Here is a 20,639-nt window from a genome sequence, read left to right on the forward strand (position 1 = left end):
GCGGCTAACCTAGCTGTAGATCAGGTGCGCCGCGATGGTTTCGCGCCACGCCGCCTCGTCGGTATTTGCCAAAGCATCGAGATCGCCCGGCTCGGCCTCACTGTCGTCGACCCATTTGCGCAGCGACGGACCGCCGTTGATCACGTCGATCGCCAACCTGTCGAACTCGTATTCGTAAGGGAAGTCACGCCACAATTCGTAGTCCGGATAGAGGTTGCGGATGGCCTTGAAAGCGAGCGCCTGCAATCGCCATGGCTTGAACTCATGGTGGTCGTAAAACGGGCCTTCTGCGTGAATCATCAGCGCATTACACAACGAACCCGAGTGCTTGTGAAAGGTTGGTTCGAACCAGCACTCGCGCAGACGACAGCCCCTCAGCCAGCTCGGCGCCATTTCCTGCATGGTCGATAGCACCGCCGCGGCATCTACATCGGGTGCCCCGAACAATATTTCGAGCGGGCGCGTCGTGCCCCTGCCCTCGCTCAAGGTGGTCCCTTCGAGCATGACAGTACCAGCATAGGCGCGCGCCATGTTCACATTGGCTGCATTCGGACTGGGATTGATCCAGATCCGGTCTTCCGGCCAACCGAAGCCAGGCCCCCTGCCCGGCTTCCACCCTTCCATTTCGATAACGCGATATTCGACGTCGAGCTTGAAGTGATCGACGAACCAACGCCCCATTTCACCCATCGTGAGGCCGTGCCGCATCGGCATCGGGGCCGCACCGACGAAGCTTTCCTGGCCCGGGACCAACAAAGTTCCTTCGACGGGTCCGCCGGCAGGATTCGGACGATCGAGGACCCAGACTTCCTTGCCGGCCTTGGCAGCCTCTTCCAGCAGGTAGAGCAGCGTCGTCACGAAAGTATAGATCCGGCAGCCGAGATCCTGGAGGTCGAACAGGAATACATCCGCCGTGCTCATCATCTGGCCGGTCGGGCGGCGCACTTCGCCGTAAAGGCTGAAGATCGGGATGCCGTGACGCGGATCGGTCTCGTCCGCAGTTTCGACCATATTGTCCTGCTTGTCGCCCTTCAGACCATGCTGGGGCCCGAAGGCAGAGGTTACATTGACCCCCTTGGCGATCAGCGCATCGAGCGAATGCTCGAGCTGCGCAGTGACCGAGGCAGGATGCGCCACGAGAGAAACGCGCTTGCCGTCGAGCTGCGCGCGAAGGTCGGACTCCGTAAGGAGACGATCGATGCCGAATTTCATGCCGCGCTGGGTGCCGCAAGCCTTGCCGCGAAGCAAGCCGGATCATGGAAATCCGGCTGATCTTTCGCATGTTTCATCGCCCAGAAACTTTTGACGCCGCCCTCTTCTTCCAGAACACAGGTGATCCCCATTTCCTGCTCGTCGTCGGAAATCGTACTCGCCGGGATCGCGCCATCAAACACGGCGAAAGCCTTCCCGGGCCGCATGGTACAGTCGGGGAAACGGGACACGTGCCTCTTCCTCATACCTTCACGATAATCCTCGAAATCATAGGCGTTCCACCCTTCCGAGGGTGACAAGTTCCACTCGGTGTAGGACTGCGCACCGGGCTCTTTCAGGAAAATCTCGAAACAGGACGTTTTCCAGAGCTCGTCGCGGCGCTTGCGCCCGACGAATGGTGGCAGGACAAGCCGGCCGGCATTTTCGATCCGCCACCTCACCCGCAGCCACTGCGAATCGCGCTGGAGGACCCGCGCCTCGACCGATGACACCGCCAAAGGTGGAAATGCTGGATGGGCAATCAGTTCATGCGTTTGCATGCGAGCATCTTCCTGCTAGCGGCGACGTGTCATGAGTAGCTATCAATCCGATCTCCTGCGCGTGCTCGAAGAGCGCGGCTATATCCACCAGGTCACCGATGCCGAGGGGCTGGACAGCCTCGCGACCAAGGGCGTCGTGCCGGGCTATATCGGCTTCGATGCTACCGCGCCAAGCCTCCATGTCGGCAGCCTTGTGCAGATCATGATGCTGCGCCGTCTGCAGCAATCCGGCCACAAGCCGATCGTGGTCATGGGCGGCGGCACCACCAAGGTGGGCGATCCGTCCGGCAAGGACGAAAGCCGCAAGATGCTGACCGATGCGGATATCGATGCGAACATCGCAGGCATCCGCAAGGTCTTCGAACGCCTGCTGACCTTCGGCGATGGCCCCACCGATGCCGTGATGGTCAACAATGACGAATGGCTAAGCCAGCTCGGCTACATCGAATTGCTGCGCGATGTCGGCCCACACTTCACCATCAACCGGATGCTGACGTTCGATTCGGTGAAGCTGCGCCTCGACCGGGAACAGCCGCTGACCTTCCTCGAATTCAATTACATGATCCTGCAGGCCTACGATTACCGCGAGCTGGCACAGCGGTACAATTGCCGCCTCCAGATGGGCGGCAGCGACCAGTGGGGCAATATCGTCAACGGCATGGAACTCGCCCGCCGCATGGACGGCACCGACCTTTACGGCCTGACCACGCCGCTACTGACCACCGCCGACGGCGCGAAGATGGGCAAGACCGCATCGGGTGCGATTTGGCTCAACGAAGAGCAGCTGCCGAATTACGACTTTTGGCAATACTGGCGCAATGCGGACGACCGTGACGTGGGCCGTTTCCTGCGCTTGTTCACGGACTTGCCGCTGGACGAGATCGCGCGTCTCGAACAGCTTGAAGGCGCCGAAATCAACCATGCAAAGACCGTCCTCGCCAACGAGGTGACAAGGCTGGTGCGCGGCGAAGACGCGGCCAAGCTTGCCGAGAAGACCGCTGCGGAGACGTTTGCCGGCGGTGGTGCCGGTGCAGACCTGCCTACTCTCGAAGTCGGCGCTGAAGGCATGCGCATCGGCGCGGCCCTCACCGCACTGGGCTTCACTGCGTCCAACGGCGAAGCGAAACGCAAGCTGGCAGAGGGCGCGGTGAAGATCGACGGAGAGACCGTCAGCGATCCCGGATATCTGGTCGAGGTAGCTGAAGGAGCGGAATCGAAGCTGTCGCTGGGCAAGAAAAAGCACGCAATCCTGCGGCGCTGAAGCCTCCCGAATTGAATAAGAGCAGCGGTTAACCGGATATTTGCCTTTCCGGTGCATCTTTATCGCCAGCGTAATTAAACAAGGGATCGTATCGCATGAGTGCCGGAGCACAACTCAGCGTCACCGACCAGCGCCGCATGGCGCGTCACCCGGTCGACCACCCGGTCATTGCCGAACACCACGGCAAAGGCGACATGCGCATGCATATCGCCAATATCTCGGCCAATGGCTTCATGATCGACGACGCCGAAGACGTATCGCGCGGAGATCGCGTGGTTGTTCGCCTTCCGGTCATCGGCCGTATCGAAGCCTATTGCATCTGGTGCCGCGACAACCGCGCCGGTTTCCAGTTCGAGCGTATCATCCGCGTGGACGACTTCCTGTCGCTGATCGACACGGTTCAACCGAACCCGCGCCTGCGCAAACTGCGCTGAGCCGCAACAATCATTTTTAAACGCGCAAGCAGGCGTCTCTTCACAAGCGAAGGGGCGCCTGTCATGCGTCTGGGGTGACGCTGGAAGAAACACCCTCCCCCGACCGGTCCCCGCTGCGGATCGCCAACTTCCGCTATTACTGGATTTCGCGCCTGTCGATGACACTGGCGCAATACGCGATGATGCTGATCATCGGGTGGCAGACCTATAACATCGCGCGCGACGGGGGGATGGGCGTTGCCGAGGCATCGGGCCAGCTGGCGCTGATCGGCCTGCTGCAATTCGTGCCGCTGTTCCTGTTGACGCCTTTTTCCGGCTGGGCCGCGGATCATTTCGATCGCCGCAATCTCGGCAGGCTGACGGTCCTTCTCCAGCTCGTTTGCGCTTCTCTGCTCGCGTGGCTGACGTGGAGCGGAACGCTATCCCTCGCCTGGATCTTCGGCGTCGCTATCCTGCTCGGCATTGCCCGCGCGTTTGCAGGGCCGGCCCTTTCGGCCCTTGCGCCCAATCTCGTGCCCAAGGCCATCCTGCCTAATGCGATCGCCCTGTCGAGCATATCCTGGCAGGTCGGCATGATCGTGGGTCCGGCGGTCGGAGGGTATTTCTACGCCGTCCAGCCCTTCCTACCCTATGCCGTGGCGGGCGGGCTATTCCTGGTGTCGATCACCGCGCTGTCCATGATCGGCAAAGTGCCCCAACCACCGCGCGCCGTGAACCAGCGCCCGATCCATTCCATGGTGGAGGGCCTGCGCTATGTCGTGCGCAACAAGATGGTGCTCGGTGCGATCACCCTCGACCTTTTCGCGGTCTTCCTTGCGGGTGCGACTGCGCTGTTCCCCGTCTACGCCCGCGATATTCTGGAGGTCGGCGAGACAGGCCTCGCCCAGCTAGCCATGGCGCCTGCCGTCGGCGCGGCAATCACCGCTCTGTGGTTCTCCTTCCGCCCCCTCAAGAACAATGTCGGGCCGAAGATGCTGTGGGCCGTCGCGATATTCGGCGCCGCGACCATCGTTTTCGGCCTCTCCACCTCCATGCCGCTCAGCCTTGCCATGCTCTTCATCGTCGGGGCAGCGGATATGTTCAGCGTCTACATCCGCCAGTCGCTCATCCAGCTGCACACACCCGACGACAAGCGCGGCCGCGTCTCCTCGGTGAGCCTGCTGACGATCAGCGCATCGAACGAATTCGGCGATTTTTTCTCCGGCAGCCTTGCCTATGCCGTCGGTCCGGTCGCGGCGGTTGTCGGCGGCGGTGGAGGCGCTATTCTGACGGTTGCCCTATGGTCGAAAATCTTCCCGGTCCTGCGCACGACGCGGACCTTCGACCCGCCTGATGAATTGAACCAAGAGACACCCGATAATAAGCTGCAGGAGCAGACCCAATGAAAGCCCAGTCCGTCCTCGAAACCATCGGTGGAACTCCGCATATCCGCCTCGCCCGCCTGTTTCCCGACCACGAAGTCTGGGTGAAGAGCGAGCGCACCAATCCCGGCGGTTCGATCAAGGACCGCATTGGCCTCGCCATGGTCGAAGACGCGGAGGAGGCAGGAAAGCTCAAGCCTGGCGGCACGATCATCGAGCCGACCAGCGGCAACACCGGCATCGGTCTTGCCATGGCGGCAGCGGTCAAAGGTTACACGCTAATCCTGGTCATGCCTGAAAGCATGAGCATTGAGCGGCGTCGTTTGATGCTCGCCTATGGCGCGAAATTCGATCTTACGCCCAAGGAAGGCGGCATGAAGGGCGCCATCGCCCGCGCGCACGAGCTGGTCGAACAGACCGAAGGCGCATGGATGCCGAGCCAGTTCGACAACCCGTCGAATTACGAAGTGCACAAGCGCACGACCGCGCAGGAAATCCTCGCCGACTTCGCCGACGAGCCGATCGACGTGATGATTACCGGCGTCGGGACCGGCGGTCACCTGACTGGCTGTGCCGAGGTGCTGAAGGAAAAATGGCCCGCGATGAAGGCATTCGCGGTCGAGCCTGCGGCATCGCCGGTGATCAGCGGCGGACAGCCGGGCCCGCACCCAATCCAGGGTATCGGCGCAGGCTTCGTGCCGGAGAACCTCCACACGCAGGCTATCGACGGCGCGATCCAGGTCGATCCCGAAGATGCCAAGGAATGGGCCCGCAAATGCGCGACCACGGAAGGCATCCTCGTCGGTATTTCCAGCGGCGCAACGCTGGCGGCAATCGCCAAGAAGCTGCCCGAGCTGGACAGCGGCGCGCGGATCATGGGATTCAATTACGATACCGGCGAACGGTATCTCTCGGTGCCCGACTTCCTTCCGGAATAGCCCCGTGGACTGTGCCCTAGGGGTTTTTGCCTAGGGCACGGTCCAGACTATCTTTCGCAGCCAGACCGACACTCACCCGCATTGAGCCATGATCAATGACGGGAAGAACGAGTGCTACAGGAAACGAACATATCGGCAGAACCTCTGCTCTCACCGGAAGTCGAAGCCATGCGCATGGCGTGTGCCGCCGGGCTCACCGGCGGCAATCTCGCCCTGGCCCTGCTCGAACAGAGCGAGGATTGCATCAAGCTGCTCACGCTGCAGGGTGAACTGGACTACATGAATTGCGGCGGGTTGAGGGCGATGGAAATCTCCGACTTCGGAGAGGTCAAAGGCCAGCCATGGTGGTCCTTGTGGCCTCAAGAACACCGCGACCTGGTGCGCGAAAGCTTCAATCGAGCCGTCTCCGGCCATGAACGCCATTTCACCGCCGACTGCCCAACGGCGGCAGGGACACCGCGCCGGTGGAGCGTTCATCTCAAGCCCCTCGTCGCACCTGCAGGACCCGTCGTGGCAGTCCTGTGCACATCCCGGGATATCACCGGAATAGCGCAACTGGCTGCATAGAGGCCGCAAACGAAAAGGGGCGGCTCGATGGCCGCCCCTCCCCAAATTTATTGTCGTGCTGGATCACGCAGCGGTCTGGAAGGCTTCTTCGCCCAGTGCCATCATGCTGTCGGCACCTGCTTCCAGCTTGCGGCGCAGGGCACCGGCATCGGGAAGATAGCGGTCCATGTAGTAGCGCGCGGTAGCGAGCTTCTGTTCGTAGAACGCCTTGTCGTCGCCTGCGCCGTCAACCTTGGCCGCAGCGATCTTGGCCATCTTGAGCCACATCAGGCCGAGCGTTACGATGCCCATGATGTGCATGTAATGATGCGCGCCTGCACCCAGGTGATTGGGGTTCTGCATGGCATTGTTCATGAACCACATCGTGGCAGCCTGCTGCTGGCCCAGAGCTTTCTCGAGCTGCTCTGCCATATCCTTGGTCGCTTCGACTTCCTTCGCCGCAGCGATTTCCTCGCCTACGACCTTGAAGAATGCCTGCACGGCCGCGCCGCCCTTCTGGGCAAGCTTGCGTCCGCAAAGGTCCATCGCCTGCACGCCGTTCGTGCCTTCGTAGATTTGCGCGATACGCGCATCGCGGACGAACTGGCTCATGCCCCATTCCTCAATGTAGCCGTGGCCGCCGAAGACCTGCTGCATGTTGGTGGCGACTTCATAGCCCTTGTCGGTGCCATAGCCCTTGATGACCGGCGTCATGAGCCCGATCAGCAGGTCCGCCTGCTCGCGCTCTTCTTCAGTCTGCGCCTTGTGCGTGAGGTCCACGAGGAGTGCGCCCCACAGGCACAGGGCACGCATGCCTTCGGTGAAGGCCTTTGCGTCCATCAGCATGCGGCGAACGTCGGGGTGGACGAAGATCGGGTCGGCCTGCGCTTCCGGCTCTGCCGGTCCGCTGAGCGCGCGGCCCTGACGGCGGTCGAGCGCGTATGCGACTGCGTTCTGGTAAGCGGCTTCCGCCTGGCTCAGGCCCTGGATGCCGACGCCGAGGCGCGCTGCGTTCATCATGATGAACATGGCGGCGAGGCCCTTGTTCTCTTCGCCGACCATCCAGCCCGTGGCGCCGTCGTAGTTGAGAACGCAGGTCGAGTTGCCGTGGATGCCCATCTTCTCTTCGATGGAACCACAGGAGACGCCATTGCGCTCGCCCGGAGTGCCGTCATCGTTCACGATGAACTTAGGAACGACGAAAAGCGAAATGCCCTTGGTCGAATCCGGTGCACCCGGTGTCTTTGCCAGCACGAGGTGGATGATGTTTTCCGCCATGTCGTGTTCGCCGGCGGAGATGAAAATCTTGGTGCCGGTGATTGCATAGGAACCGTCTCCGTTCGGCACGGCCTTGGTGCGGATCATGCCCAGATCCGTGCCACAATGCGGCTCGGTCAGGTTCATGGTGCCGGTCCATTCGTTGGAGATCATCTTCGGGAGATACTTCTCCTTCTGCTCCTGCGAACCCTTGGCGATCAGCGCCGAAATCGCGCCATTGGTCAGGCCCGGGTACATGCCGAATGCCTGGTTGGCGCTGGCAATGTATTCTTCCATCACGAAGCCGAGAACGTGCGGCATACCCTGCCCGCCGAATTCTTCCGGCGCAGCGATCGTTCCCCAACCCGCCTCGCGGAACTGGTCGAATGCTTCCTTGAAGCCCGGAGGCGTGGTGACCGATCCGTCTTCGTTGCGCACGCAGCCGTGTTCATCGCCGATCCGGTTGAGCGGGGCGAGTACCTCGGCGCAGAACTTTCCGCCTTCGTTGATGACCGCTTCGGTCACGTCTTCGCTGACCATCTCGAAACCGGGCAGGTTTCCGTAGCTTCCGAGCTCCAGCAGCTCGTTGACTACGAAGCGGGTGTCACGGGTAGGTGCGGTATAGATTGGCATGGTTGGTCCTTGGAGAGAATTTTATGCTTTTGGCGAGGTCTCGCCGGGGAGGGAAATTAGTCGAGCTGGTCTTCAACCAGGCTGATGAACTCGGTCAGTTCCTTGATCGAGCTGTCGATGTCTGCGCGCTGCGCTTTCAACTTGGCCACGTGCCGGCGGCACTTTTCGAGAGTGACACGCCGCTGTTCGGCACGCCCGTCGTCGAGGTCATAGAGATCGATCATCTCGCGGATTTCCGTGAGCGAGAAGCCCACGTTTTTCGCGCGCATGATCCACGCAAGGCGCGCGCGATCACGCTTCGAATAAATGCGGGTCAGCCCGACACGCGAGGGAGCGATCAGCCCCTCGTCCTCGTAAAAGCGAAGCGCCCTAGCCGTGCATTCGAACTCGCTGGTGAGATCGGAAATCGAATACTGCTCACGCTCGAGCTTGTCCGGACGCTCAAGATGGGCGCCAGCATGACGGCGATCGGAATCTTCGTTCGCGGAAGGGTTTCTGAGAGGCTGAGACATGCCCCTCTTCTAACGCAACGTTTACGTAAGCGTCAAGTGTTGACGGGTTGGAGAACGCCGTCTTCGAGCTTGCGATAGAAACAGCGTGGCGCGCCTGTGTGACAGGTCGGTCCCGCCGGACTGCAGGCGATGACCAGAGCATCCTGGTCACAGTCGACCATGATCTCCTCGACCCGCAGGACATTGCCCGACGTCTCGCCTTTCAGCCAAAGCTTGCCGCGAGACCGGGAATGAAAGTGCGCGAGCCCGGTCTCGAGCGTCTTGTCCAGCGCTTCTGCGTCCATGAATGCGACCATCAACACCTCGCGATTCGCAGCGTTCACGATGACTGCGGTGAGTAATCCGTTGGCATCGAACTTGGGTGCAAAGACCTTGCCCTGCTCGCGTTCGGTCTTGGAAATGCTCATGGAATGGTCCGTTTTGTAAAAATACGACAGCTTGTTGCACGATAACCACAAGGGTGTTTCAAAATCGACCCAAATCGCGAATGCCTATTCAACGAAGGCCGTGTTTGAGTGATGTTCCTTCTCGCAGGCAATGTGAGGTCTGCCAACCGGATCACGGGTATCGCGAGATAGCTCAGGTTCAGGGGGTCCCGGGTCCGCTGCCGCATGGGGGTACTAATGCGGCGCACCCGGTAACGATGAGGGATAGGACCCGATGCATACTGGGGGGTTTGCATCTTGTCGCAAGACGGGTCCGGTGTATTTCGTCACGTGGCGCCCGGGACCGAAAGGTCCCGGGCGTTTCGGTTATTGGGAAGGCTTCTGTTGCTTGGCGCTGACGAGTGCCTCGTCGAGGACCCGCGAGAAACAGCAGATCACGACCGACTTCGCACCGGCTCGCTTTAAGGCGCGGACGCAGGCCTCGCTTGTCGCGCCGCTGGTCAGCACATCGTCGACCAGGAGAATGTCTCGACCTTTGAGCTGAGCCACCATGGTCGCGCGAACCTTTATCGCACCGCCGAGGACCTTCGCACGGGCTTTAGCGCCCATCCCTCCCAGGCTTGGGGTCGCCCTTGTGCGCTCCAGCGCGTCGACCACCAGCCTGCCGCGCCCTGCCCGTTCCAATTCCCGCCCGAGCAATGCCGCCTGGTTGAAGCCGCGTGTCCACAGGCGCCAGCGATGCAGGGGAACGGGGACGATCAGCCGTCCTTCCGACCCCGGCGGGACGCGTGCCGCCATTAGACGCGCCAGCAAAGGCGCGAGGCCGATCTTGCGACCGTGCTTGAAGCCGAGGACGAGCTTGCGCGATACGTCCGTGTACAGCGTTCCGGCAGCGATACCGTCATGGATGGGCTTCTTGCCGAGGCATGGTGCGCATATCCGCTCCTGCTCGCTCGCACCTTCGCCGAATGGCCGCTGGCACAGACTGCAACTCGGATCGCCCGGTATGGCCAGCCCGCTCCAGCATTCCTGGCACAGGCCGCCATGTTCGCCGATCGCATCACCGCAAGCTGGGCAGCGCGGGGGATAGACGAGATCGACAACCGGTGCCGCGCCGTCGCGCAGATGCTTCCCGATTATGGCTAATCTCCCCATGCCGTTGTCGTGCCGCGCTTGCATCGCGCTGGCAAGAGCGGCAGTGCGCCCAGCATGGAAACACGGTCGCCTCCCCGCATTTTCTCGCGCCAACGCCGGATCGCCGGCCTGCGCCGGCTGCTGGTACGCCAGTCCCAGCGCGACGCCGCCCGCTACGTCATGGACGACATGGTCGAGGACGTGCTCGAACGCCTCGAATTCATGCGGCTCGCCCCGAAGCGCGTGCTGGTCATCGGGGACTGGACCGGGACGCTGGCCCTTTCGCTAAGGGGCAACGGCGCAGCGGTCGAAGAAACGGACGTGCGCAGCCTCGATGAAGAGGCACCGTTACCCAGCGGACAGTTCGACCTTATCGTCAGCCTGGCCTCGCTCGGCCGGGTGAACGACCTGCCGGGCGCCCTGCTCCACCTGCGCGCCGCGCTCGCCGAGGATGGCATCCTGCTCGCCAGCATGATCGGCGCGGGAAGCCTTGCGAACCTGCGCCGTGCCATGATCGCTGCCGAACCGGAGCGCCCCTCGGCACGGATGCATCCGCTGGTCGATAACGCTTCGGCATCGGGGCTCATGCAAAGAGCTCTGTTCCGCCGCCAAGTGGTCGACAGCCGCAGCGTGGAAGTCGCCTTCTCCTCGCTCGATCGCCTGGTGCAGGACCTTCGCGACCAGGGCCTAGGATCGAGCCTTGCTTCTGCGCCCCCGCCGCTCGGCAAGGCAGCTCTGGAAAGAGCGCGCGAGGCGTTCCTCGCCGGTGCGAACGATCAGGGCCGGGTCATCGAAACTTTCGAGATTCTGACCCTAACCGGCTGGAAAGACTAGCGCAGGTTCGCCTGCGCCGCTGCCAGCCTTGCGATCGGCACGCGGTATGGCGAGGCGCTGACGTAATCCAACCCGGTAGCTTCGCAGAACGCGATGCTGGCCGGATCGCCGCCGTGTTCGCCGCAGATACCAAGCTTGATATCGCCGCGCGTCGCCCTGCCCCGCTCTGCCGCCAGTTCGACCAGCTGGCCCACGCCATCGACATCGAGGCTGACGAAGGGATCGCGCGCGAAAATGCCCTTGTCGACATAGGTCGTGAGGAAGCGGCCAGCATCGTCGCGGCTGACGCCGAGGGTGGTCTGCGTGAGGTCGTTCGTCCCGAAGCTGAAGAACTCACCGACTTCGGCAATTTCGCCCGCCATCAGCGCCGCACGCGGCAGTTCGATCATTGTCCCGACGAGGTAATCGACCGTGCAGCCGGAGGTTTCGAAGACCGACTGGGCCGCCTTGTCGACGACGTCCTTGAGCAGTTCCAGCTCGCGGCGGGTGGCCACCAGCGGGATCATGATTTCCGGCACGGGAGCTTCGCCGCTAGCCTTGGCGACTTCGCACGCCGCCTCGAAAATGGCGCGCGCCTGCATCTCGTAAATTTCGGGATAGGTGATCCCGAGACGGCAGCCACGATGGCCCAGCATCGGGTTGAATTCGTGCAATTCGCCCGCGCGGCGGCGCAGCTTTTCGATGTCGAGACCGGTGGCCCTCGCCAGTTCCTCGAACTCCGCATCGCCATGCGGCAGGAATTCGTGGAGCGGCGGATCGAGCAGGCGGATCGTGCAGGGAAGCCCTGCCATGACCTCGAAAATCTTGACGAAATCGCTGCGCTGTTCGGGCAGCAGCTGGTCAAGCGCCGCGCGGCGTCCGGCCTCGTTTTCGGCCAGGATCATCTGGCGAACCAGGCTGATGCGGTCCGCGTCGAAGAACATGTGCTCGGTCCGGCACAGGCCGATTCCTTCCGCGCCGAACTGGCGCGCCATGCGGCATTCGGTTTCAGTCTCCGCATTGGTGCGAACACGCATCCGGCGGTGCTTGTCGGCCCACTCCATCAGCGTGCCGAAGTCACCGGCAAGCTCGGGCTCGATCGTCGCGACTTCGCCCGCCATGACCTGGCCGTTGGCGCCGTCGATCGTGATCGTGTCGCCTTCCTTCAACTCGCGATTGCCGATGGTGAGCGTGCGCCCTTCCCGCGCAATCGCCACCTGCGAAGCGCCGGACACGCACGGACGGCCCATGCCGCGCGCGACAACTGCGGCATGGCTCGTCATACCGCCGCGCGCAGTCAGGATGCCCGTCGCCGCGTGCATTCCGTGAATGTCTTCCGGGCTGGTTTCGACGCGCACGAGGATGACCTTCTCGCCGCGATTGGCCCACAGTTCCGCGGTATCGGCATCGAGTACGATCTTGCCGCTTGCCGCACCGGGCGAGGCAGGCAGGCCGGTGGTCAGCACATCGCGCGGCGCCTCGGGGTCGAGCGTCGGATGAAGCAGCTGGTCCAATGCCATGGGATCGACCCGCAGGATCGCGGTCTTCTCGTCGATCAGCCCTTCGCCGACCATGTCCACCGCCAGCTTCAGCGCTGCCTTGGCCGTGCGCTTGCCATTGCGGGTCTGCAGCAGCCACAGCTTGCCCTGCTGCACCGTAAATTCGATGTCCTGCATGTCGGTGTAATGCCGTTCCAGCAGGTCGAACAGGCGGGCCAGTTCGGCATAGGCTTCGGGCATCGCCTCTTCCATGCTCAGCGGCTTGGCCCCTGCCGCTTCGCGCGCTGCCTTGGTCAGGTATTGTGGCGTGCGGATACCGGCGACCACGTCCTCGCCCTGCGCATTGACCAGCCATTCGCCGTAATAGGCCTTTTCGCCGGTCGAAGGATCGCGGGTGAAGGCGACGCCGGTCGCGCTGGTATCGCCCATGTTGCCGAACACCATGGCCTGCACGTTGACGGCAGTGCCCATGTCGTGGGGGATATCGTTGAGGCGGCGGTAAACCTTGGCGCGTTCGCTATCCCAGCTGTCGAACACGGCGCGGATCGCACCCCAGAGCTGCTCGGTCGGGTCCTGCGGGAACGGCGCATCGTGCTCTTCGGCGACGATACGCTTGTATTCGGCGACCAGCACCTTCCAGTCATCGGCCGACATTTCCGTGTCGGCGTAGAAGCCGTTGTCTTCCTTGGTGATCTCCAGCGCTTCTTCGAAAAGGCCGTGATCGAGACCAAGCACCACGTCGGAATACATCTGGATGAAGCGGCGGTAGCTGTCCCAGGCGAAGCGTTCATCGCCCGACGTCTTGGCAAGGCCTTCCACCGTCTCGTCGTTAAGGCCGAGGTTGAGGACCGTGTCCATCATGCCGGGCATCGAAACGGCCGCACCCGAGCGGACCGAGACGAGCAGCGGATCGGACGCATCGCCGAACCCCTTGCCCACCGTGCGTTCGATGTGGGTCAGCGCGTCTTCGATCGCCTTGCGCAATTCGGGTGCGAATTCGCCGCCATGCTCGAGGTATTTGAGGCATTCCTCGGTCGCGATGGTAAAGCCGGGAGGGACCGGCAGGCCGATACTGGCCATTTCGGCAAGATTCGCGCCCTTGCCGCCGGTGACTGTCTTGTCCTTCTGCCGGGCATTCGTATGCGGAGCATCGCCGCCGAAGGTGAAGACTGTATCCGTCACGTAATATCCCTCAAAGTTTACAAAGGCGACAGTGTGTCACCTGTATTTTCTGCCGCCGAACCCGCGGAATTCCGCGGCTTGGCGGCGGTTTGCCGAAGGTGACACTCGTGTCGAGGGGATTAGCCCTCGATCCGAGAGAAGTCGGCGACTTTGTGCACTGCAGCACGGAAGGCTGCAAGCAGGTCCAGGCGATGTGCCCGCTTGTTTTCTTCATCCGCATTTACCGTCACTTCATCGAAGAAGCGGTCGATGGGTGCGCGCAGGGAGGCAAGAGCAGCCATCGCGCCGGAGAAGTCTTCCGCCTCAATGGCCTTCGCCGCCGCCGGTTCCGAAGTCGCCAAGGCATCCATCAGCGCCTTTTCGGCCGGTTCGGGTGTGTAGGAAAGCTCCGATGCGTGACGCTCGTTCATCTTGGCGTCGATCACCGCCTTCATGTCCGGATCGTCGACCAGCGCCAGCGGGTCTTCCTCGCCGGTGCGCGCGATTTCGCCTTCCGCGCCGTGCCAGTCTTCCTTCTTGAGGATGTTGGCGGCGCGCTTGTAGCCTGCGAGCAGGTTCGCGCCGTCTTCGGTTCCGAGGAACGCGGCGAGCGCCCTCGCGCGACCTTCGACACGGTCGATACGCTGGTCGGGGCGACCCTGCCAGCTGCGCGAGGCTTGCACATAATCGTGGCGCACACCTTCGTCGCGCAATTGCACGGCGAGACGGTCGAGCAGGAAATCGGCAAGCTTTTCGGCGAGGTTGGGCATCGGCTTGCTCGCCCAAGCATGAGCAACCTCGTCAAGCGAGAGCTTAAGATCGTTTGCTTGCACGAGACGGAGATACCCCAGCGCCGCGCGCCGCAGCGCGAAGGGATCCTTCGATCCGGTCGGCAGGATGTCGATCTTGAAGAAGCTGAGCAGATTGTCGAGCTTGTCTGCCAGGCTCACGGCCACCGTGGTCGGTGCTGTGGGCACTTCGTCATTTGCGCCCACGGGCTTGTAGTGATCGCGGATCGCTTCTGCGACTTCTACGGGGAGCCCCTCGGCCTTGGCGTAATAGCCGCCCATCAGCCCCTGAAGCTCGGGAAATTCTCCGACCATTTCGGTCACGAGATCGGCCTTGCTCAATTCGGCAGCCTGTCGCGCCAGCTTGTGATCGCCATTGGGCGCCTTGGCGTCGAAGACGAGCCAGTCAGCCAGCTTGGCTACGCGCTCGACCTTGTCGGCGACGGTGCCCAGCTTTTCGTGGAAGGTGATGCGCTCCAGCCCCTTGGCGTGTTCGGCGAGGGTCTTCTTGCGATCGACGTCCCAGAAGAAGCGTGCGTCGGACAGGCGTGCGGCGAGGACCTTGCGGTTGCCGTCGACTACGCGCGCGCCGCCGTCTTCCGCCTCGATATTGGCGGTACAGATGAAGGCGTTGGCAAGGTTGCCGTCGTTGTCCTCGCAGACGAAATACTTCTGGTTCACGCGCGCGGTGAGCTGGATCGTCTCGGGCGGCACCTCGAGGAAGTCTTCCTCGAACCGGCCGAGCAGCGGGACCGGCCACTCGGTTAGCCCTGCGTTCTCGATCACCAGCCCCTCGTCCTCGACCAGCTTGAGACCGGCCTCCGAGGCAACCTTGGCCGCACCCGAACGGATCAGGTCCTGACGCTCTTCATGATCGACGATGACATGGCCGGCACGCAGCTTCATCGCATAGTCGTCGGCATTGCCGATGGTGATGTCGCCCGAATGGTGGAAGCGATGCCCCAGCGTGACCGCGCCGGAAGTGACGCCGTGCACCTCGCACTCGATCACGTCGTCGCCTAGCAGCGCGACGATGCCCGACAGCGGGCGCACCCAGCGTAGGCTCTCGGTGCTGATCGAGGCAGCACCCCAGCGCATCGACTTGGGCCAGCTGAAGTCGCGGATGATCGCGGGGATCGCTTCGGCGAGCAGGTCCCTGGTCGCGCGGCCGGGGACGTTCTTGACCGCGAAATAGGTCGCCCTTCCCTTCACATCGCGGGTTTCGAGATCGCCCTTCTCGACACCCGCCTTGCGGCAGAAACCGTCGAGCGCCTGGTCGGGAGCACCGACAGGCGGCCCCTTCAGTTCTTCGCTGACCGCCTCGGTCGCCTCGGGAAGACCGCGCGCAATCAGTGCGAGGCGGCGCGGGGTCGACCAGACGGTGATATCGCCGACCGTGACGCCCGCTGCTTCCATCTCGCGGCGGAACAGCTTTTCGAGTTCGGCGCGCGCACCGGCCTGCATACGGGCAGGGATTTCTTCGCTGCGCAGTTCGAGGAGGAAGTCGGAGCCGCTCATTTCGACCACTCCGGATATTTCTCGGCCCACACGGGCGCTTCCTTTTCCATATACGCTTCACAGCTGCCGCGCGCGAGGTCGCGGACGCGGCCCATGTAGCTGGCGCGTTCCTGCACGCTGATCACGCCGCGAGCCTGCAGCAGGTTGAAGATGTGGCTGGCTTCCACCGCCTGCTCGTACGCGGCGATGGGGACGTTGGCGCCAAGCGCATTCCTGCACTCGGCCTCGGCCTTGTTGAACAGGTCGAACAGTGCGTCGGTCTCGGCGACCTCGAAGTTCCACTTCGACATCTGCTTTTCGTTCTCGAGGAAGACGTCGCCATAAGTGACGCCCTGCCCGTTGAAATCGAGATCGTAGACGTTGTCGACGCCCTGGATATACATCGCCAAGCGTTCGAGGCCGTAGGTCAGCTCGCCCGCGACCGGCTTGCAGTCGAAACCGCCCATTTGCTGGAAATAGGTAAACTGGGTGACTTCCATCCCGTCGCACCAGACTTCCCATCCAAGGCCCCACGCGCCCAGCGTCGGGCTTTCCCAGTCGTCTTCTACGAAGCGGATATCGTGCTTCAAGGGATCGATGCCGATCACACGCAGGCTTTCGAGGTAAAGGTCCTGGATGTCCGGCGGGCTCGGCTTCAGGATCACCTGGTACTGGTAATAATGCTGCAGCCGGTTCGGGTTCTCGCCGTAGCGACCATCCGTAGGGCGGCGGCAAGGCTGCACGAACGCCGCATTCCACGGTTCGGGCCCAAGCGCGCGAAGCGTGGTGGCAGTGTGGAAGGTGCCCGCACCCATGCGCATGTCATAGGGCTGGAGAATCAGGCAGCCATGCGCGCTCCAGAAATCGTGCAGTGCAAGGATCATATCCTGGAAGGATTTTTGGGGATTGCGGTCCATGCGCGGCGCAATGGCGCAAGGGCGAAATGCGGTCAATGGGCGCCGTGATTTCGGCGGAAAATGACAGCTTATCCAGACAAGATGTCAGGTAGTGTTGACACAGTCAGCGAATCGTTACATATAGTCAGGACAACCTGACATAACGGAAGGTTTACCTACCACTGGACCCTACATCCTAGCTGGAGATCTGACATGAAACTGACCTTTGTATTGGCCGCCCTGTCCTTCGCCATCGCCGCCCCCGCTGCTGCGAAGGTCGAGACCCCCGCAGCCAGCATCCCCGTCGCCGACCTCGACCTGACCAAGCGCTTGGACCAGGACAAACTCGATCGCCGTATCGACCTCAGCGTGCGCCGCATGTGCCGCGTCGATGCCTTCGACGCCAAGGCCCGCAAGCTCGAGCGCAACTGCCGCCTCGCTGCGAAGGCCGACGCTGCGCCCAAGGTCGCGCTGGCGATCGCCAATGCCCGCGCCGAACGCTTCGCCTCCCTCGATCTCGACATCCAGGGCTGAGCCATTTTGCCGGGACGGCGCGCGACACGGCGTCCCGGCACCCGACACTTCTCGCATGAAAGACGCACTATGACCGACAAGCCATTGACCCAAAGAGAGAAGTCGGTTCGCCGGCACAATATTTCCACTGTTCTGTCGGCTGCTGCGTTCGCAGTTTATGCGGCGGGGGTCTTGCCCGGCATTACGGTTCCGTCTGCGGCGCGCCTCATCGCACTGCCGATCCTCTTCGTGGGCGTCATCGTGATGTACCGGACCCGCAATGCGGACGAGTATATTGCAGCCATCTGGCGCTCCGGCACCAGCGTGGCCTTCGTCGCCACGGTTGCGGTGATGTTCTTCGCTCCCGCGCTCGAAGGCTTCATTGACGGCATCACGGAATCCCTAACCGAACAGCCGACCGGACCCGACCTGCCCTATGCAGAACTCCTCGCGCCGGTCGCGATCGCTTCCTTCTATATCGCCAACCTTTGGGCCCGCTTGCGCGGCACGTATTGAGGAGATGACGCTTGAATAATCGCCTCAAGGTCCTGCGCGCGATGAACGACTGGAGCCAGGCCGAACTGGCGGCCCGGCTCGACGTGTCGCGCCAGGCCGTCAACGCCATCGAGACGGGGAAACACGACCCTTCCCTGCCGCTGGCCTTCCGTATCGCCCGCCTTTTCAACATGCCTATCGAGGAGATTTTCGATGACGGGCACGAATGACATGATCGAACAATCGCCTCCCGGGCTCATGAGCAAGATCATCCGCTTTGCAGCCATGATCGCATTGGGCCTGGTGTTTGTTTATGCACTCGGCTTCCTGGTCGGGGTTTCGGCCGCTGCATTCGACAATGGTCGCCTTACCGCGAAAACCGTCGGCCTTGTCCTTGGCTGCGTCGCGATCCTCGCCCTTAGTGGGTACGGCTTCTATCGCCTGTGGCCCCGACGGGACAAGGACGAGCCTGTCTCGCCCAAGGTCGAGCGGACGCGTTGGTCGATGATCGCAGCCCTTGGCCTGGGGGTAGCGATCGGCATTGCCCTCACCATCCCCATGCTTGACGGAGGGTCCGGCGGTGTTTTCAGCAATGACCCCATCCCCGCAACCACGGCCCTCATCATAGTGATCGCATTTGCAGTCCTGACGCCGATTGCCACGTATTACTGGCACCGCAATGCCGACGAATTCGAACAGGAAGCATCGGGGCGCGGCGCATTGATGGGAATGTACGTCTACAGTGTGGTGGCACCTGCCTGGTGGTTGCTCGAGCGTGCGGACCTGGTGCCGGAACAAGAGCCCATGATCGTTTTTCTGCTTGTCATGACCGTATGGGGCGTGGTCTGGCAGATCCGCCGGAGCGATTGAGTATTTGCCCGAATAGAATTGGACGAAACCGAAATGACACTTCGCAAGACATTCACCACTGCGGCCTCGGTACTTGGCCTTCTTAGCTTTTCGGCATGCGCCTACAGCGCGCCGGCGGAAACGGCGGCTGTGCCGGTGGAGGAAACTTCCAAAGGTCCGGCTATCTGGAGCGTGTCGGACGCCGACACGACGATCTACCTGTTTGGCACCGTGCACGCCTTGCCCGAAGGTGTGGAATGGTACGACGAAGAGATTTCGAGCGCGCTTGCAGCGTCGGACACGGTCGTCATGGAAATCCTGCCGGAGGAAATGAGCGACCCTGCCAGCCAGATGGCGATTGCCAGGAACGCCATGCTTCCGGCCGACCAATCTCTGCGTGACCTGCTGAACGAAGAAGACCGCACGGCCTACGAGAACGCACTGGGCACTCTTGGTATGCCTCCAGGCGCCTTCGACCGCTTCGAACCCTGGTTTGCCGGGATGACCATGGCCGTCCTGCCCCTGCTGAAGCAGGGCTATGATCCGGAAAGCGGCGTAGAGAAAATCATCGACACCAATGCCGGGACTGAACGCAAACGAGAGGCGTTCGAGACGCTAGCCGGCCAGATCGCCATTTTCGACAATCTCCCGCAAGATGCGCAGATCGAGTTCCTGATGACCTCCGCGCGCAATCCCAACGCCATGATCGAAATGGTGGATGAGATGGTTGCGCAGTGGATGGAAGGCGACGTGGACGAACTCGCCGAGATCATGAATGCAGGCCTTGCCGATGAAACGCTGGCGAGCGCGCTACTCTACGATCGCAACGCCAATTGGGCGGAGTGGATCGATGACCGTATGGACCAGCCCGGCACCGTCTTCGTGGCGGTCGGCGCTGGGCACCTTGCGGGCGAGAAGAGCGTGCAGTCCTATCTCGAAATGCGCGGTATTCCCGTCAATCGACTGCGTTGATGGCGCGCTGGGCCCTCCTGCTGCTTGCCTCGATCGCGCTGGCGTCGTGCCGGGGCGAAGCGGAGCAGGACGGCCAGAACCGGGACTATCCTGCCCTTTGGGAAATCACCGGGGCAGAAGGCCATACCGAAGGCTGGCTCTTCGGTACAGTGCACGCCCTGCCCCGCGACCTGGAGTGGCAATCGGCCGAACTGGAACAGGTGGTCGAAACGGCCGATATGCTGGTGGTAGAAGTCTCGGGCCTCGACGATCGCCGCGGCCTGGAAGAACTGTTCCGCGCACTCGCCTATGACGCTCCGCCTTCCGCGCCGCTCTATTCGCGCCTCGACCCGCCCTCGCGTGACCGGTTGCGTGCCATCGAAAGTGAGCAGGAGATTGAATCCGGCACATTCGATGCGATGGAGACATGGGGCGCCGCGCTTGCACTGGCGGAATTCGGGCGCGCGCATTCGAGCGAATTCGGAGCGGACAAGATCCTGCTGGCCGAATTCGCAAATCGCGAGATCGTCGAGCTGGAAGGCGCACGGCTGCAGCTCTCGATATTCGACCAGCTTCCCGAGCAGGAACAACGCGATCTCCTGGCGGCGATCATCGAAGAGGTCGCAAAACAGCCCGGCGACCGCGTCGATCTTGCGTCGATCTGGTCCCGTGGCGACCTTGCGGCGCTGGAGCGCACTACACTGCAAGGGCTATTGGCAGATCCGGAGCTCAAGGAGGCCTTGCTGGTCCGCCGAAACTCTGCCTGGGCGGCGCAAATCGAAAACCTGCTCAGCGCATCGGACAGGCCGCTGATAGCGGTGGGCGCCGGACATTTACTGGGCGAAGGAAGCGTCCAGTCGCTACTTGAACAGCGCGGGTTCGCGATACGGCGCATCCAGTAGGCTTCGCGCTTGCTTTTGCGGGCGATGCCGCTATACGCGCGCCCTTCGGCGTCATGGTCATC

Annotated in this window: 21 protein-coding genes; 12 read left to right on the top strand and 9 right to left on the bottom strand. The window is 62.2% G+C overall.

Going from position 1 to position 20,639, the window contains the following annotated elements:
• Positions 1 to 9 precede the first annotated feature (9 nt).
• Together LCM24_RS00235 and LCM24_RS00240 are read right to left on the bottom strand one after the other, a co-directional pair.
• Entirely contained in the window at positions 10 to 1,212 is a 1,203-nt protein-coding gene (locus LCM24_RS00235; RefSeq protein WP_224802257.1) for an exo-beta-N-acetylmuramidase NamZ domain-containing protein, read from the bottom strand.
• Positions 1,209 to 1,751 carry a DOMON-like domain-containing protein gene (locus LCM24_RS00240; RefSeq protein WP_224802258.1) on the bottom strand — a complete coding sequence of 181 codons (543 nt, stop codon included), beginning with the start codon at positions 1,749 to 1,751 and terminating at the stop codon, positions 1,209 to 1,211. The genes LCM24_RS00235 and LCM24_RS00240 overlap by 4 nt, the downstream gene beginning before the upstream one ends.
• Before the next feature lie 31 nt (positions 1,752 to 1,782).
• Between LCM24_RS00240 and tyrS the strand changes: the two genes are divergently transcribed.
• The 5 genes from tyrS to LCM24_RS00265 all read left to right on the top strand — a co-directional run bounded on the left by tyrS (position 1,783) and on the right by LCM24_RS00265 (position 6,312).
• Positions 1,783 to 3,012, top strand: coding sequence for a tyrosine--tRNA ligase (gene tyrS / locus LCM24_RS00245; protein WP_224802259.1), 1,230 nt, complete (start codon positions 1,783 to 1,785; stop codon positions 3,010 to 3,012).
• Between the two features lie 95 nt (positions 3,013 to 3,107).
• On the top strand, positions 3,108 to 3,446 hold the full coding sequence (locus LCM24_RS00250) for a PilZ domain-containing protein (protein WP_090483034.1): 339 nt from the start codon (positions 3,108 to 3,110) through the stop codon (positions 3,444 to 3,446).
• Between the two features lie 158 nt (positions 3,447 to 3,604).
• The gene (locus LCM24_RS00255) at positions 3,605 to 4,831 is read left to right on the top strand and encodes an MFS transporter (RefSeq protein WP_412093793.1); all 1,227 of its coding nucleotides are present in this window, start codon (positions 3,605 to 3,607) and stop codon (positions 4,829 to 4,831) included.
• The gene (cysK, locus tag LCM24_RS00260; RefSeq protein WP_224802260.1) at positions 4,828 to 5,745 is read left to right on the top strand and encodes a cysteine synthase A; all 918 of its coding nucleotides are present in this window, start codon (positions 4,828 to 4,830) and stop codon (positions 5,743 to 5,745) included. Before LCM24_RS00255 ends, cysK begins: the two co-directional genes overlap by 4 nt.
• A 111-nt stretch (positions 5,746 to 5,856) precedes the next feature.
• Complete coding sequence (locus tag LCM24_RS00265; protein WP_224802261.1) at positions 5,857 to 6,312, top strand: PAS domain-containing protein; 456 nt, start codon at positions 5,857 to 5,859, stop codon at positions 6,310 to 6,312.
• A 63-nt stretch (positions 6,313 to 6,375) separates the two neighbouring features.
• Here the strand turns inward: LCM24_RS00265 and LCM24_RS00270 are convergent, their stop codons facing one another.
• From LCM24_RS00270 to LCM24_RS00285, 4 genes are all read right to left on the bottom strand, one after another.
• Entirely contained in the window at positions 6,376 to 8,181 is a 1,806-nt protein-coding gene (locus tag LCM24_RS00270) for an acyl-CoA dehydrogenase C-terminal domain-containing protein (protein ID WP_224802262.1), read from the bottom strand.
• Between the two features lie 56 nt (positions 8,182 to 8,237).
• Positions 8,238 to 8,693 (bottom strand): MerR family transcriptional regulator, encoded by a 456-nt coding sequence (locus LCM24_RS00275; RefSeq protein ID WP_100258877.1) that lies wholly within the window; start codon positions 8,691 to 8,693, stop codon positions 8,238 to 8,240.
• 32 nt (positions 8,694 to 8,725) lie between these two features.
• On the bottom strand, positions 8,726 to 9,100 hold the full coding sequence (gene hisI / locus LCM24_RS00280; RefSeq protein WP_224802263.1) for a phosphoribosyl-AMP cyclohydrolase: 375 nt from the start codon (positions 9,098 to 9,100) through the stop codon (positions 8,726 to 8,728).
• A gap of 345 nt (positions 9,101 to 9,445) precedes the next feature.
• Complete coding sequence (locus LCM24_RS00285) at positions 9,446 to 10,234, bottom strand: ComF family protein (protein ID WP_224802264.1); 789 nt, start codon at positions 10,232 to 10,234, stop codon at positions 9,446 to 9,448.
• Between the two features lie 54 nt (positions 10,235 to 10,288).
• On the opposite strand from LCM24_RS00285, the gene LCM24_RS00290 reads away from it, so the two are divergent.
• Positions 10,289 to 11,047, top strand: coding sequence for a methyltransferase domain-containing protein (locus tag LCM24_RS00290; protein WP_224802265.1), 759 nt, complete (start codon positions 10,289 to 10,291; stop codon positions 11,045 to 11,047).
• Here the strand turns inward: LCM24_RS00290 and ppdK are convergent.
• The 3 genes from ppdK to LCM24_RS00305 all read right to left on the bottom strand — a co-directional run bounded on the left by ppdK (position 11,044) and on the right by LCM24_RS00305 (position 16,888).
• Entirely contained in the window at positions 11,044 to 13,707 is a 2,664-nt protein-coding gene (ppdK, locus tag LCM24_RS00295) for a pyruvate, phosphate dikinase (protein WP_224802266.1), read from the bottom strand. The genes LCM24_RS00290 and ppdK overlap by 4 nt on opposite strands.
• 119 nt (positions 13,708 to 13,826) lie before the next feature.
• A complete protein-coding gene (gene glyS, locus LCM24_RS00300; protein ID WP_224802267.1) occupies positions 13,827 to 15,992 on the bottom strand; it encodes a glycine--tRNA ligase subunit beta in 2,166 nt (721 codons plus the stop codon).
• Complete coding sequence (locus tag LCM24_RS00305) at positions 15,989 to 16,888, bottom strand: glycine--tRNA ligase subunit alpha (RefSeq protein ID WP_224802268.1); 900 nt, start codon at positions 16,886 to 16,888, stop codon at positions 15,989 to 15,991. The genes glyS and LCM24_RS00305 overlap by 4 nt, the downstream gene beginning before the upstream one ends.
• 192 nt (positions 16,889 to 17,080) lie before the next feature.
• Between LCM24_RS00305 and LCM24_RS00310 the strand changes: the two genes are divergently transcribed.
• The 6 genes from LCM24_RS00310 (at position 17,081) to LCM24_RS00335 (ending at position 20,577) form a co-directional block, all read left to right on the top strand.
• On the top strand, positions 17,081 to 17,401 hold the full coding sequence (locus LCM24_RS00310; RefSeq protein ID WP_224802269.1) for a UrcA family protein: 321 nt from the start codon (positions 17,081 to 17,083) through the stop codon (positions 17,399 to 17,401).
• Positions 17,402 to 17,470: 69 nt separating this feature from the next.
• Positions 17,471 to 17,896, top strand: coding sequence for a hypothetical protein (locus tag LCM24_RS00315; protein WP_224802270.1), 426 nt, complete (start codon positions 17,471 to 17,473; stop codon positions 17,894 to 17,896).
• Between the two features lie 11 nt (positions 17,897 to 17,907).
• Positions 17,908 to 18,105 (top strand): helix-turn-helix transcriptional regulator, encoded by a 198-nt coding sequence (locus LCM24_RS00320; RefSeq protein ID WP_224802271.1) that lies wholly within the window; start codon positions 17,908 to 17,910, stop codon positions 18,103 to 18,105.
• On the top strand, positions 18,089 to 18,745 hold the full coding sequence (locus LCM24_RS00325; RefSeq protein ID WP_224802272.1) for a hypothetical protein: 657 nt from the start codon (positions 18,089 to 18,091) through the stop codon (positions 18,743 to 18,745). The genes LCM24_RS00320 and LCM24_RS00325 overlap by 17 nt, the downstream gene beginning before the upstream one ends.
• Before the next feature lie 33 nt (positions 18,746 to 18,778).
• Positions 18,779 to 19,696, top strand: coding sequence for a TraB/GumN family protein (locus LCM24_RS00330; protein WP_224802273.1), 918 nt, complete (start codon positions 18,779 to 18,781; stop codon positions 19,694 to 19,696).
• Complete coding sequence (locus tag LCM24_RS00335; RefSeq protein WP_224802274.1) at positions 19,696 to 20,577, top strand: TraB/GumN family protein; 882 nt, start codon at positions 19,696 to 19,698, stop codon at positions 20,575 to 20,577. Before LCM24_RS00330 ends, LCM24_RS00335 begins: the two co-directional genes overlap by 1 nt.
• Positions 20,578 to 20,639 lie beyond the last annotated feature (62 nt).

This window comes from Qipengyuania aquimaris (assembly GCF_020171965.1).
In the GTDB taxonomy this organism is placed as follows: domain Bacteria; phylum Pseudomonadota; class Alphaproteobacteria; order Sphingomonadales; family Sphingomonadaceae; genus Qipengyuania; species Qipengyuania aquimaris_A.

Bases quoted from the DNA above. Each gene is read 5' to 3' on its own strand.
- LCM24_RS00305 (WP_224802268.1), bottom strand. From the start codon at position 16,888: ATGGACCGCAATCCCCAAAAATCCTTCCAGGATATGATCCTTGCACTG.
- LCM24_RS00310 (WP_224802269.1), top strand. From the start codon at position 17,081: ATGAAACTGACCTTTGTATTGGCCGCCCTGTCCTTCGCCATCGCCGCC.
- LCM24_RS00330 (WP_224802273.1), top strand. From the start codon at position 18,779: ATGACACTTCGCAAGACATTCACCACTGCGGCCTCGGTACTTGGCCTT.
- LCM24_RS00250 (WP_090483034.1), top strand. From the start codon at position 3,108: ATGAGTGCCGGAGCACAACTCAGCGTCACCGACCAGCGCCGCATGGCG.
- LCM24_RS00325 (WP_224802272.1), top strand. From the start codon at position 18,089: ATGACGGGCACGAATGACATGATCGAACAATCGCCTCCCGGGCTCATG.
- hisI (WP_224802263.1), bottom strand. From the start codon at position 9,100: ATGAGCATTTCCAAGACCGAACGCGAGCAGGGCAAGGTCTTTGCACCC.
- LCM24_RS00255 (WP_412093793.1), top strand. From the start codon at position 3,605: ATGACACTGGCGCAATACGCGATGATGCTGATCATCGGGTGGCAGACC.
- tyrS (WP_224802259.1), top strand. From the start codon at position 1,783: ATGAGTAGCTATCAATCCGATCTCCTGCGCGTGCTCGAAGAGCGCGGC.
- cysK (WP_224802260.1), top strand. From the start codon at position 4,828: ATGAAAGCCCAGTCCGTCCTCGAAACCATCGGTGGAACTCCGCATATC.
- LCM24_RS00285 (WP_224802264.1), bottom strand. From the start codon at position 10,234: ATGGGGAGATTAGCCATAATCGGGAAGCATCTGCGCGACGGCGCGGCA.
- LCM24_RS00275 (WP_100258877.1), bottom strand. From the start codon at position 8,693: ATGTCTCAGCCTCTCAGAAACCCTTCCGCGAACGAAGATTCCGATCGC.
- LCM24_RS00315 (WP_224802270.1), top strand. From the start codon at position 17,471: ATGACCGACAAGCCATTGACCCAAAGAGAGAAGTCGGTTCGCCGGCAC.
- LCM24_RS00335 (WP_224802274.1), top strand. From the start codon at position 19,696: ATGGCGCGCTGGGCCCTCCTGCTGCTTGCCTCGATCGCGCTGGCGTCG.
- LCM24_RS00290 (WP_224802265.1), top strand. From the start codon at position 10,289: ATGGAAACACGGTCGCCTCCCCGCATTTTCTCGCGCCAACGCCGGATC.
- glyS (WP_224802267.1), bottom strand. From the start codon at position 15,992: ATGAGCGGCTCCGACTTCCTCCTCGAACTGCGCAGCGAAGAAATCCCT.
- LCM24_RS00235 (WP_224802257.1), bottom strand. From the start codon at position 1,212: ATGAAATTCGGCATCGATCGTCTCCTTACGGAGTCCGACCTTCGCGCG.
- LCM24_RS00240 (WP_224802258.1), bottom strand. From the start codon at position 1,751: ATGCAAACGCATGAACTGATTGCCCATCCAGCATTTCCACCTTTGGCG.
- LCM24_RS00270 (WP_224802262.1), bottom strand. From the start codon at position 8,181: ATGCCAATCTATACCGCACCTACCCGTGACACCCGCTTCGTAGTCAAC.